Origin of the sequence: Cytobacillus eiseniae (assembly GCF_017874625.1) — a bacterium.
GTDB classification, from domain to species: Bacteria; Bacillota; Bacilli; order Bacillales; family Cytobacillaceae; genus Cytobacillus; species Cytobacillus eiseniae.
This window is the reverse complement of the sequence record NZ_JAGIKZ010000005.1, coordinates 133541-145991: the sequence shown is the minus strand read 5'-3', so window position 1 is coordinate 145991 and position 12451 is coordinate 133541. Positions and strand designations below refer to the sequence as shown.

Below are 12451 nucleotides of genomic sequence, written 5' to 3'. Positions count from 1 at the left end.
GCAACTTGTTCTATTTTACAATCTATTCATCCATGTTATTTAGTGGATTAGTATGATCGTACGAATACTAGGTGCTGGAAGTGATACTTTAGAAAAGCTTAATTAGGAGGATTTACATGATTTCAGTAAATGATTTTCGTACCGGTTTAACGATTGAAGTAGATAATTCAATTTGGCGTGTAATGGATTTCCAACATGTTAAACCAGGTAAAGGAGCGGCATTTGTTCGTTCAAAACTGCGTAACCTACGTAATGGTGCGATTCAAGAAAAGACTTTCCGTGCTGGTGAAAAAGTAGCAAAAGCGCAAATTGATAATCGCAGAATGCAATACCTTTATGCGAATGGGGATCAGCATGTATTCATGGATAATGAATCATATGAGCAAATCGAATTGGCAGCTACTGCAATTGAATATGAATTAAAGTTCCTAAAAGAAAATATGGAAGTTCATATTATGATGTATCAAGGAGAAACACTAGGAGTGGAGCTTCCAAACACGGTTGAATTAGAAGTAACAGAAACAGAGCCAGGAATTAAGGGTGACACAGCTTCAGGCGGTACGAAGCCTGCAACACTTGAAACTGGTTTAACTGTTCAAGTTCCTTTCTTCATTAACCAAGGCGATGTATTAATTATTAATACTTCAGAATCATCCTATGTATCACGTGCATAATTAAATTGAAAAGAAAATTTCACATACGGTATAGCGATTATGAGCATTACTAGTTATTTCCACTTGTGAAATGAGCTGTAATTCGGTATGATACAAATATAGAAGCTGCGTTGTTCGCTTGGATATGAAGTTTCAACCTTTATTTAGAACAAGGGAATTCAATACCATTACTGGAACATCATGCCTCCATTGCTTGAGGACGTATGTGAAGGTAATTGCGAATACCCACCTGGAGGAGCAGGTATGAAACTCCATATAAATCGGCGGCAAAGGCGGCTATACATATGATTTGTCTAGGTGATAACCATTTGGTTATCACCTTTTTTATTGTCTAGGAAATCATAAATTTAAATGGTGTGAATCACTTAGCGGCAAGTTTGTCTGCGTCCAACTCCACAAGGAATCCTTCGGCAGCATAAGCTTCGCACGAGTATAAGTGCTTTTCTTATAGGAGGAGCGCCTACCCCAGACGTACAGGACGTACTAGTGTCGACAATGCGACAGGACGTCGCGTTTTTGTCGACCTCGAGGTCACAAGCCAATCCTTTAAAGATCGGTAAAGGACATCTTTCCGATAGGCTCGTCTTGTGCTATGCCTGAGGCTGATCAAGGCGCTTACGCTTTTGTTCTGTGCGCCTATAAATAAGTTTCATGTTTTCATAAGAAAAAAACAAATGAAATGGTTCACTGTCGAAGTTTTCTTGGAAAACTCACTTCCTTTAAGTAGGATCACTTGTCCTTAATCGAGTAACTAGCAAAAGTAAAATAAGCGGAATTTTTCCGCTTATTTCATACAAAATCCCCCGTTTTTGAATTTTTCGAGTCAATAGGCGGAGTTTCTCCGCTTATTCAAGCTTTTTTTATTCATAATTACGAATTAAGCGGAATTTTTCCGTCTATTTATCAGCTCGAGTGCTCAACCTAATCCCCAAACCGATCAGTACGGACTTTCTTAATCTAAAATAAGGGAATCAGTAATTTTTGTGATAACAATACTAAGAAAGCATATTTAATATACTAATTCGCTTGCTGAAACGCTTGTTCTTTTTATTTTCCACCTCTGAACTTAATTTTTAAATATTTTCACATACTATTATTTTAATGAAATATGAATTTAGCTGTAATATTGCTAGCGATGTCTATAGATCCGGGTTGGATTGTTGTTGCTGCTTCGCTTTTGGCAAATGTGGTTGCTTGGAATGGGAGAGGTCTACTATCCTGTTGATTATTTTCAATGACCAAAACTGGTTCTTTCTGCAATTGGACCCCTATCGTCTGTGCAATCGTTTCTGCCTTATGGTAGGCATTAATAACTGCCATGGAAAGTGCCTGGTGCATATATTGCTCATTATTACTTGATGTAAAATGAATGCCTGTAATTAGATTTGCTCCATTACTTACCGCCTTATCAATCGACTCACCAGTTTCTTCAATATTATTAATGGTTACTTGAAGCAAATGCTGAACAGTATACCCTCTAAAAATTTGTTTTCCATCTACATAGTCATATGTAGGGGTAATAGAGTAATCAGCAGTTTGGATGTATTCATCAGAAATGCCCATTTCATTTAATCCAGCTTTAATTTTAATCATACTACTTGAAACATTGCTTTGTGCTATTTTTAATTGCTGATCCTCATCAGATACCCCTAGTGTCACTTCAGCCTTATTCGGCCTTACAGAAACCTTCCCATTGCCAGTGACTTGAATGCTATTTTTTCTGTTGTTCCTACTTTGATCACCATAAAATTGTTGATACATAATTTACTCCCTCACTTTCGGAAAACTCTTATACTACAATGTACGTCCAAACGCTTGTAAGCATTCGATTGTTTTAATAGAAAATCAATAATCGAACATTTACAAGTCATATTGTGATAAAGCAGGCATACATTTTAAGTAGTGCTAGTCCAAGCTCTACTCTTTTAAGTGAAAAACAAAGACATAGCAAAGGGTGTTTATATTTCCCTAATTGCTAGCCGTAAACAAGATGAAGGAAAACCTTGTTTAGACATTTTAATAAATAGGAGGATGTGTGCATTGGAAACAATTCTAGCCTTTTTGCCGAAAAATATAGCCGAACAGTTACAGCATATTCCCCCTCCGCAATTGCTGGAATTAGAAGAAATTCGTGTACGGATTAATAGACCTGTGGAATTAACGATTAAAGGAAAGCCAAAGTATTTATCTTATATTGTTAAGCCTGAGGATTCTCTCCATTTGCTTAATAAAATTAGTCATTTTTCTATTTATACGATGGAAGAAGAATTGCGTAGAGGCTATATCACCATTGAAGGAGGACATCGTGTTGGTCTTGCTGGGAAAGTCATTCTTGAAGGTGGAAGTGTCAAAGCCATCAGGGATGTCTCTTCCTTCAATATCCGGATTGCAAGAGAAAAAATTGGGATTGCGGATAAGCTTGTCCCACAGCTATTTAATAATAGCTGGCTGCACACGATGATTATCGGCCCACCACAAACAGGGAAAACAACACTCTTGCGTGATATTGCAAGAATTATTTCAAGTGGCGATCATTATGGATTATTTCCTGCTTCTAAAGTAGGAATCGTTGATGAACGATCAGAAATAGCAGGAAGTGTGAATGGCATCCCGCAAATGACTTTTGGACCACGACTCGATGTGTTAGATGCCTGTCCGAAGGTAGAAGGCATGATGATGATGATTCGATCGATGAGCCCAGATGTGTTAATTGTGGATGAAATCGGTAGAAAAGAAGATGCAGATGCCATTATGGAGGCAGTGAATGCGGGGATTAAATTAATCATGACCACACATGGGAATTCGTTTGAAGAAATCGGGAAGCGGCCGACAATTAAACCAATTCTAGAAATGGGAATCTTCCAGCGATTTATTGAATTAAGCAGGAAACAGGGACCAGGCAGTGTGAAAAGCATTAAGGATGGATCAGGTAGAGAGATTATGAATAAAGCGAGAGTGATATAAATGATGAAAATCATTGGTGCTGCCTTTATTATCATTTCAACTACTTGGGCAGGCTATGAAGCTTCAAGACATCTAAATGATCGCCCTCGGCAGCTTCGACAATTGAAATCTGCCTTGCAATCATTAGAAGCAGAAATCATGTATGGGCATACCCCTTTGCATGAGGCAGCCAGAAGACTTTCTGAACAGCTATCAAAGCCATTATCCGCTTTCTTTGATACCTTTGCGAAAAAACTGACATTTTCAGAAACAACGGTAAAGGATGCCTGGGAACAAAGTTTAAAGGAAATTTGGAAGCAGACTGCATTGAAACAAGGGGAATTTGAAATTATGAAGCAATTTGGTGAAACATTGGGCAGACATGACCGCTTGTCACAGCAAAAGCAAATTATGCTGACACTTGCACATCTAGAAAGAGAAGAAATGGACGCATATGATAAACAAGCCAAATACGAAAAAATGGTCAAAAGCTTAGGCTTTTTGTCGGGGCTTTTACTAATTATTTTATTAATGTAAATACTTAGCGGTTGTTGTTCTCTAGCCCTTTGAGGTCATAAGTCAATCCTCCTGAAAAGTCCTTTTTAAGAGTCTTGTCTTATGCATGTCGGGGCTGACCAAGGCACCTACGCATTTCTTATTGTCCAGCTCCGGTGCCTAGCCCCTCGAGGTCATAAGCCAATCCTCCTAAAAAGGGAAGAACACCTTTTTAAGAGTCTTGTCTTATGCATGTCGGGGCTAACCAAGGCACCTACGCATTTCTTTATTAGGAGGAGAGAGTTTATGGGCTTAGAGGTTGATATTATTTTCAAAATAGCTGGTGTGGGGATTGTTGTTGCATTTTTGCATACAATTCTTGATCAAGTCGGAAAAAAGGAGTATGCCCAGTGGGTGACATTGTTTGGTTTTATTTACATCTTATTTATGGTCGCCTCGATCGTTGATGATTTGTTCCAAAAAATTAAATCAGTCTTCTTATTCCAAGGCTAAAGGAGGGCTTTGCTATTGAGATTCTCCAAATAGTTGGTGTTGCTCTCGTTGCTACTTTCCTTGCATTAATCGTAAAAGAACAAAAGCCCAATTTTGCTTTCTTGCTCATCGTATTTGTAGGTTGTGCAATTTTCCTTTATTTAGTTGATCAAATCAATGCCATTATCCACATGATTGAACAAATTGCTGTCAATGCAAAAATAAATATGATGTATATCGAAACGATCTTAAAGGTAATTGGCATTGCATATATTGCTGAATTTGCTTCACAAATCACAAAGGATGCAGGGCAAGGAGCGATTGCATCCAAAATAGAATTAGCAGGAAAGATTTTAATCTTAGCGATGGCGATACCGATACTGACCGTTATGATTGAAACGATTATTCAAATGATTCCAAGCTAGTAGAACCCAGTGAGGTGTTTCAATTGAAGCAATTATTGCCGAAAATATTCTTACTCCATCTTTTTCTATTTTTCTTACTAATCCAAGATGTACAAGCCTCACCACAAACAACTAACGTGAATGAAGAAATAGAAGAGTTTAATCCACAATCGATCGTTGAGTCCCAGCTAGATTCTCTTAATATTGATGAGTTAAAAGGATTTTGGGAGAAAATTAGCAGTGAATATGGCGGCTTTTTGCCTGAAAGTCAAAAGGGGAGCCTCTATGAATTTTTAAAGGGAGAGAAGAAATTTTCTTTTCAAGAATGGGTATCAGGATTTATCAAATTTATTTTCCATGAATTTATTGCCAATGGAAAGCTGCTCGGTTCTTTAATTCTCTTGACCGTGTTTAGTATGTTTTTGCAATCACTTCAAAATTCTTTTGAAAAAAGTACAGTCAGTAAAGCGGCCTATGCGATTGTGTTTATGGTGTTAATTATTATCGCGTTAAATAGCTTTCATATCGCGATTAGCTATACACAGGAAACGATCGATACGATGATTTCCTTTATTATGGCGATCATTCCGCTGTTATTAGCATTAATTGCATCATCTGGTGGAATTGCTTCAGCTGCTTTCTTTCATCCAGTGATCCTGTTTTTGATGAATATGAGTGGATTATTTATCCAATATGTTGTACTCCCATTGTTATTCTTATCCGTTTTATTAAGCATTGTGAGCACATTGTCTGAAAACTATAAGGTAACTCAGCTCGCCAATTTATTAAAGAATTGGAGCATTGGTCTTCTAGGCACTTTTTTAACCGTATTCCTAGGAGTCATTTCCGTTCAAGGGGCTTCAGCAGCAGTGACAGATGGAATCGCTATACGAACAGCAAAGTTCATAACTGGAAATTTTATTCCTGTAATTGGACGAATGTTTACAGATGCAACAGATACAGTTATCAATGCATCTGTATTATTAAAAAACACTGTAGGGATTGCTGGTGTAGTCATTTTAATTGTTATCGCTGCTTTTCCAGCAATCAAAATACTAATGATTGCGTTTATATATAAGTTTGCGGCTGCAATCTTGCAGCCATTAGGTGGAGGGCCGATCATTAAATGTCTCGACATTATTTCTAAAAGTGTGATTTATGTTTTTGCGGCACTAGCGATTGTTTCGCTCATGTTCTTCTTAAGTATTACTGTCGTCATCGCTGCTGGCAATTTAACATTGATGGTCAGGTAGGAGGTGTAGCCAGTTGGAATTTATTAAAGAATGGATTACGAATATCATTTTATTTGTTCTATTGGCAACAGTCATTGATATGCTCCTTCCCAATTCAAATTTACAAAAATATATCAAAATGGTGACAGGGCTTCTACTTATTGCCATTATTTTAACGCCGATTTTGAAATTAGTTACAAATGATTTTGAAGAAGTACTTGCTACAATCCCTTCTATTGAAGCATCAGGAGGAGAAAGTTTAGAAAATTCCATCGAAATGCAGAAAAAAGAAATACAAGCATTCCAACATGCATATATTTTAGAAGAAATGGCTGTCCAATTGAAAAAGGATGTAGAAGAGGAGTTGATGGAACAGTACGATTTGGAAGTTATGAAAATAAAATTTCAGGTAGATGAACAGGATCAGCGTGATTTCCCTGAAAACCTACAAAAGGTAATGATTTATGTAAAGAATAAGGATGAAGAAGCTGAAGCTGTAGAAGTCATCAAAAAAGTAGAAATTAATACTGAAGAAACTCTTCCTTCAATTCAAGTAAGCAATGAAGCAGAGAAAGTAGCTTCACTATTCGCACAAAAGTTGAATGTAGATGTAAACATGATTGAAGTACTAGTAGAAGGGGGGAAGATGAATAAGAATGGATAAGGAAAAAGGACCGCTATCATTTTTGAAAAAATTACTTTCAAAGGATGAACAGTCGGATAAAAAGCCAGGGAAATATCAATATTTGTTGTTAGTTCTATTATTTGGTGCCGCGATCATGCTCATTAGCAATCTTCTCTTTCAAGATCGCTCTTCTGATACTAGTTTGCCAGTTTTTAATAATCAGGAGGAGTCAAAGAATGAAGAGGATGTTGCTGCTTTTGGAAAGGAACAGCCAAAAGGAAATAATGAAATTGCTGATTATGAACGAGCTTATGAGACACAAATAAAAGAGATTCTTGATGATATTGTTGGAGTAGAGGATGCCACCGTACTTGTGAATGTGGATGCGACTGAGCAAAAAGTGTTAGAGAAGAACACAACGAGTAAAATCCAAACAACGGATGAAACCGACCGAGAAGGTGGAAAGCGGAAGGTAGAAGATCAATCCAAGGAAGAGCAATTAGTGATTATTAGAAAAAATGAACAAGAAGTGCCGATCATTTTAGAAACGAAGAAACCGAAAATTAGAGGTGTCGCCATTGTTGCAAAAGGTGCTGACAATATTCAGGTGAAAAGCTGGATTATTGAAGCCGTATCAAGAGGGCTTGATGTCCCAACTCACCGAATTTCAGTAATGCCTAAAAAAACGAAAACTAAGGGGGATTAATAAATGTTATTAAAAAAGCAAACAGTATGGTTGTTAACGATGTTAAGTTTAGTTGTCGTCTTATCTGTGTATTATATCACTTCACCTGAACAAAGAGGAAATGACTTAGCTACTCCAGAACAGGAGGAACAAATGCAAAATGAAGAAGAAGCCTCACAAACAGATGTGGAGGATGAAGATACGGCGATCATTACAAATGCAGCAGGTGATGAGAAGTTTACAGCTTTACGTATGCAATCAGAAGATGATCGCAGCATGAAGAAGGAAGAATTACAAACAGTTATGGGCAGCACAGATCTTCCAGCAGAGGAAATTAATGAAGCGAAGGAAGAATTTGATAAGTTGAATGAACTTGCTGATAAAGAGGCTGTTTTAGAATCACTTATTCGATCAATGAACTATGAAGATGTGTTAGTTCGTGCAGATGAGTCAAATGTGCTTGTTACAGTGAAAGCAGAAGAACTTTCTCGTACAGCTGCAAATGATATCATTCGCCAAGTGAAAAATGAAATTGGTGATTTGCAATTAGTCACAGTTGAATTCCAACCGAAATAAGGAAAGTGAAGGGGAATTTCACTTTTATAAGAAATAGCGAGGAGGCTTCCTCGCTATTTCTGTTGTAATTCCATTAAATTCTCCATCGAATCAGAAGCATTAGTAACTGATTGGAATAAATGTTCATGATGCTCTGTTTGCAAACTAACGGTGGATGCGATCTCTTGTAATGATGCACTTGCTTCTTCAATAACAGAACTGAATTCATCAATAGATTCTCCGATATTTTTCGAGGAATGATAGATTTGTTTTGTCCAAGAATCAGATAATGTAATATCTTCCTTGAGCTGGGTAAATGTTTGAAAAATCTTTTGAAAGACTTCCTTCGTCTCAGCTGCAAGCATTAGATTATTTGTCAGTTTTTCACCAGTCAGATGAATGGTGTTTTTTGTTCTATCGGTATCATTGATGACAAGATGCAAGTTCTCTGTTATTTGCGAAGCTGTTTTTCTTGAAATATCTGCAAGTTTCCGGACTTCTTCAGCAACAACAGCAAACCCTTTTCCACTATCTCCAGCTCTTGCGGCTTCTATGGATGCATTTAAAGCAAGGAGATTTGTCTGATTAGCAATATCTTGTATGGCAGCGGCGGATTGGGCTGTTTGTTCGATTAGACTTGATAAAGAAATGATATGATTATTCACTTGCTCCATTTCGGTGAACGAAAGTGAGATATCATCTTTCAGTTTTGTTATGAGTAAATCCCCTTCATTTGTGACTTTTTCTGCCATTTTTGCATCTTCATGAAGTTTATCTGCTAGTTTGCTCGTATTCTCTGCAAGCTGGTTTGTTTTTTCAATTGAATGAGTAATGTCAATTATTACATCTGTTTGTGTTTGAATGCCGGCTGAAATTTCGGCAACAGAGTCCTTCATTTCAAGTGCGGACTGAAGATTTTCCTCACTTCTGTGTTTGACATTCTCCATAAGGGACGAAATGCTAGCCGTGCTTTGAGTCACCGTGTTTTTCATATTCAAATTATGTTCCAATAATAATTTAGATTCGTTTTGTGCAGAAACGATATTTTCTGAAAGCTTATTTGCTAAAGCAAGCTGAAAGTTTAGTAAAATGGTGACGAGGATAAAGAGCAAATAGATCGTTACATAATTTTTCAGTTCTAATGATAATTGGGTTTGATGAATAAAAGTAAATACTGTAATAATAATCAATCCAAGGGCAGACGAGAGCCATAAGAGTTTTCGTTGCATATAGATGACGGCCAATCCTAGAATGAAGAATAATAGAAAATAGGCTGTTGGAGAAACACTATTTTCCATAATGATATACATAACGCTTGATACTAGAATAATAGCTACATATGGAATCAATGTAGTCGCTTTCTTAAAATAATGCATGGCTGCGACAATGGCTACCCCAATGCCGCCTGCGATGATGATGGATAAAATAACGGCTACATCCTTTTTCATTGCTATGTCAACAAGTGCAGCAAGGATAACACATAAAAGGGTCGCCTTCACTACTAAGGAATTCTTCCTATTTAAATCCTCTTTTTTAATTTCTTCAATCGTTTTCATTTCCTATTCTTCCTCTCAGCACTAGTTCTTTTGAATGAGTAATTCGCTCTTTTTATTTAATATTCCTCTATAACTTATCGAAAAAATTATAAAATTAGGAAAATGGGCTTTTAAAAGGGAAAAGAAAATATTATAGTCAGTTGATAATCCTATATTGAATTCATATTAGCTTTTATCGTATGATATTAGTAGCTAGTCATAATTTAGTCATCAAGTTAATTTGACTGAAATACCAGTTGAAATTAGCGTAACTTGAAAACAAGGGGTGCCAAAATGTTAAAAATACAGGAAATTCGTGAATTGATTAAGCTTGTTGATCAATCAACTATTGATGAGTTTGTATATGAGCAAGACGGATCTAAGATTAAAATGAAAAAGAAAACAGCGGAAGCAGTAGTGGTACAGCCTGCAAAAAATGTACTTCAAGAGGTACAAGCACCAGTATCTGTACAGCCTGCGCCAGTTAAACAAGAAGTGGCTGCTGAGCCAGTAGCTAAAGAAACGGTTACAGAAGCAGAAAATCTACATAAAATTACTTCACCGATGGTGGGGACCTTCTATCAAGCATCTTCACCAGATGTAGATGCCTATGTGAATGTAGGATCAAGAGTGTCAAAGGATTCAATTGTATGTATTGTTGAAGCAATGAAGCTATTTAATGAAATTGAAGCTGAGATTAATGGGGAAATTGTAGAAGTATTAGTTCGTGACGGACAATTAGTTGAATACGGGCAGCCATTATTTTTAGTGAGACCTGAATAAGGGAGCGATAACAGGATGATAAAAAAACTGTTAATTGCAAATAGAGGAGAAATCGCTGTTCGCATTATTCGTGCTTGTCGAGAAATGGACATTGAATCGGTTGCTGTTTATTCTGAAGCAGATAAAGAATCACTTCACGTCCAGATTGCTGATGAAGCTTATTGTATTGGCCCAACCTCATCAAAAGATAGTTATTTAAATTTCACGAATATTATTAGTGTTGCTAAATTAACTGGCTGTGACGCCATTCATCCTGGATATGGGTTTTTAGCGGAAAATGCAGATTTTGCTGAGCTATGTCGTGAATGCAATATTATCTTTGTTGGACCGACACCAGAAGCAATTACGAAGATGGGAACAAAGGATATTGCTAGAGAAACAATGAAAGAGGCGAATGTTCCCATTGTACCTGGTTCTAATGGTATTATTAAAAATGCGGAAGAAGCAATTGAGCTAGCGAATAAGATCAGCTACCCCGTAATCATTAAAGCAACTGCTGGAGGCGGCGGTAAAGGAATTCGTGTCGCACGCAATGAAGCGGAGCTTGTTAAAGGAATTAATATTACCCAACAGGAAGCATTAACTGCATTTGGAAACCCTGGTGTATACATTGAAAAATATATCGAGGATTTCCGTCATGTTGAAATTCAAGTGCTTGCTGATACATTTGGAAATGTGGTTCATCTCGGTGAAAGAGATTGTTCCATTCAGAGACGATTGCAAAAACTACTTGAGGAAACTCCATCTCCTGCATTAGATAGTGAAACTAGAGAACAAATGGGAAAAGCGGCAGTTAAAGCAGCGAAAGCAGTTGATTATTCGGGAGCAGGCACAATCGAATTTATTTATGACTACAATGAACGTAAATTCTATTTCATGGAAATGAATACTCGTATACAAGTGGAGCATCCCGTTACAGAAATGGTTACGGGGATCGATTTAATTAAAGAACAAATTAAAGTCGCGTCTGGGGAGAAACTGAATATTTCCCAAGATGACATAAGCTTTAGCGGCTGGTCGATTGAATGCCGGATCAATGCAGAAAATCCAGAGAAAAACTTTATGCCATCTGCAGGAAAGATTACAATGTATCTCCCACCAGGTGGTTATGGTGTTCGTGTAGATTCTGCTGCATACCCAGGTTATACAATTCCTCCATACTATGATTCCATGATTGCCAAAGTAATCACACATGGTCATACGAGAGAAGAGGCAATTTCTAGAATGAAACGGGCATTGAGTGAATTTGTGATTGAAGGGATCCATACGACCATTCCATTCCATTTAAAACTATTAAGTCATGAGAAGTTTGTAGATGGACAGTTTAATACAAAATTTTTGGAAATGTATGAGGTTATTTAATACAATAGAGATGAAGGAATAGGTAGCTATTACTTGAGTAAATTTGGAGGTGCAAAATGAGCGAAAATAATATTTTAGAAATGAATAAAGAAAATTCTGGCCTTGGGAAGGTTGAAATCGCACCTGAAGTAATTGAAGTGATTGCGGGTATCGCTGCATCAGAAGTTGAGGGAGTTGCCCAAATGCGGGGGAACTTTGCTTCAGGTGTTGTTGAACGTCTAGGAAAGAAAAATCACGGCAAAGGTGTAAAGGTTGACTTAACTGAGGAAGGCATTAAAGTGGATGTGTACTGCTTAATGACATTTGGTGTATCCATTCCAACTGTAGCACAGAAAATTCAAGATAATATTCGCCAGGCTTTATTGAATATGACTGCACTTGAAGCACAGGAAATCAATATTCATATTGTCGGCATTACATTTGAAAACCAAAAGCAAGAAATTGAACATGAGCAAGAGATGTAATGAGCTAAAAGCCAAAGACATGTTAATAGTCTTTGGCTTTTTTTAAGTATGTAAGTATAGCGTGCTGAGCTTTTGTTTATAACGAACTAAGTCGGTTGATTGGAGCGGAAGGTGCGAGACTCCTCGAAAATGCTATCGCATTTCCTTTGTGTGGTGTCTATTCAGGATGTTTATTCAATGTCCTGCTTAGATGCGTAGGACA

At 37.2% G+C, this 12451-nt stretch carries 14 protein-coding genes and 1 other RNA gene; 13 read left to right on the top strand and 2 right to left on the bottom strand.

Features of this window, described 5'->3' with window-relative positions; genetic code table 11:
- Nucleotides 1-116 precede the first annotated feature (116 nt).
- Complete coding sequence (gene efp / locus J2Z40_RS06855) at nt 117-674, top strand: elongation factor P (RefSeq protein WP_066395855.1); 558 nt, start codon at nt 117-119, stop codon at nt 672-674.
- A 99-nt stretch (nt 675-773) separates the two neighbouring features.
- A non-coding RNA gene (gene ssrS, locus J2Z40_RS06850) (6S RNA) lies at nt 774-957 on the top strand.
- An 815-nt stretch (nt 958-1772) separates the two neighbouring features.
- Here the strand turns inward: ssrS and J2Z40_RS06845 are convergent.
- Nucleotides 1773-2435, bottom strand: a complete 663-nt coding sequence (locus J2Z40_RS06845; RefSeq protein WP_066395853.1) for an SIMPL domain-containing protein — start codon at nt 2433-2435, stop codon at nt 1773-1775.
- A 279-nt stretch (nt 2436-2714) separates the two neighbouring features.
- On the opposite strand from J2Z40_RS06845, the gene spoIIIAA reads away from it, so the two are divergent.
- From spoIIIAA to J2Z40_RS06805, 8 genes are all read left to right on the top strand, one after another.
- Nucleotides 2715-3638, top strand: coding sequence for a stage III sporulation protein AA (gene spoIIIAA, locus J2Z40_RS06840; protein WP_066395850.1), 924 nt, complete (start codon nt 2715-2717; stop codon nt 3636-3638).
- On the top strand, nt 3639-4154 hold the full coding sequence (gene spoIIIAB / locus J2Z40_RS06835; protein WP_066395847.1) for a stage III sporulation protein SpoIIIAB: 516 nt from the start codon (nt 3639-3641) through the stop codon (nt 4152-4154).
- Between the two features lie 264 nt (nt 4155-4418).
- Complete coding sequence (gene spoIIIAC / locus J2Z40_RS06830) at nt 4419-4625, top strand: stage III sporulation protein AC (protein WP_009794945.1); 207 nt, start codon at nt 4419-4421, stop codon at nt 4623-4625.
- Nucleotides 4626-4639: 14 nt separating this feature from the next.
- On the top strand, nt 4640-5029 hold the full coding sequence (gene spoIIIAD / locus J2Z40_RS06825; protein ID WP_157087833.1) for a stage III sporulation protein AD: 390 nt from the start codon (nt 4640-4642) through the stop codon (nt 5027-5029).
- A gap of 23 nt (nt 5030-5052) precedes the next feature.
- Nucleotides 5053-6261 carry a stage III sporulation protein AE gene (gene spoIIIAE / locus J2Z40_RS06820; RefSeq protein ID WP_066395841.1) on the top strand — a complete coding sequence of 403 codons (1209 nt, stop codon included), beginning with the start codon at nt 5053-5055 and terminating at the stop codon, nt 6259-6261.
- A gap of 13 nt (nt 6262-6274) precedes the next feature.
- Nucleotides 6275-6904: a stage III sporulation protein AF gene (gene spoIIIAF / locus J2Z40_RS06815; RefSeq protein WP_066395838.1), complete on the top strand. Its 630-nt coding sequence runs from the start codon at nt 6275-6277 to the stop codon at nt 6902-6904.
- Entirely contained in the window at nt 6897-7571 is a 675-nt protein-coding gene (gene spoIIIAG, locus J2Z40_RS06810; RefSeq protein WP_066395836.1) for a stage III sporulation protein AG, read from the top strand. The genes spoIIIAF and spoIIIAG overlap by 8 nt, the downstream gene beginning before the upstream one ends.
- Nucleotides 7572-7574: 3 nt before the next feature.
- Nucleotides 7575-8126: a SpoIIIAH-like family protein gene (locus tag J2Z40_RS06805; RefSeq protein ID WP_066395834.1), complete on the top strand. Its 552-nt coding sequence runs from the start codon at nt 7575-7577 to the stop codon at nt 8124-8126.
- Nucleotides 8127-8179: 53 nt separating this feature from the next.
- Here the strand turns inward: J2Z40_RS06805 and J2Z40_RS06800 are convergent, their stop codons facing one another.
- Complete coding sequence (locus J2Z40_RS06800; protein ID WP_066395833.1) at nt 8180-9661, bottom strand: methyl-accepting chemotaxis protein; 1482 nt, start codon at nt 9659-9661, stop codon at nt 8180-8182.
- Between the two features lie 273 nt (nt 9662-9934).
- On the opposite strand from J2Z40_RS06800, the gene accB reads away from it, so the two are divergent.
- The 3 genes from accB to J2Z40_RS06785 are packed head-to-tail and all read left to right on the top strand — an operon-like array spanning nt 9935 to nt 12249.
- A complete protein-coding gene (accB, locus tag J2Z40_RS06795; RefSeq protein WP_066395830.1) occupies nt 9935-10423 on the top strand; it encodes an acetyl-CoA carboxylase biotin carboxyl carrier protein in 489 nt (162 codons plus the stop codon).
- Between the two features lie 15 nt (nt 10424-10438).
- A complete protein-coding gene (accC, locus tag J2Z40_RS06790; RefSeq protein WP_066395826.1) occupies nt 10439-11785 on the top strand; it encodes an acetyl-CoA carboxylase biotin carboxylase subunit in 1347 nt (448 codons plus the stop codon).
- 56 nt (nt 11786-11841) lie between these two features.
- Complete coding sequence (locus tag J2Z40_RS06785; RefSeq protein WP_066395824.1) at nt 11842-12249, top strand: Asp23/Gls24 family envelope stress response protein; 408 nt, start codon at nt 11842-11844, stop codon at nt 12247-12249.
- The last annotated feature ends 202 nt before the right edge of the window (nt 12250-12451 follow it).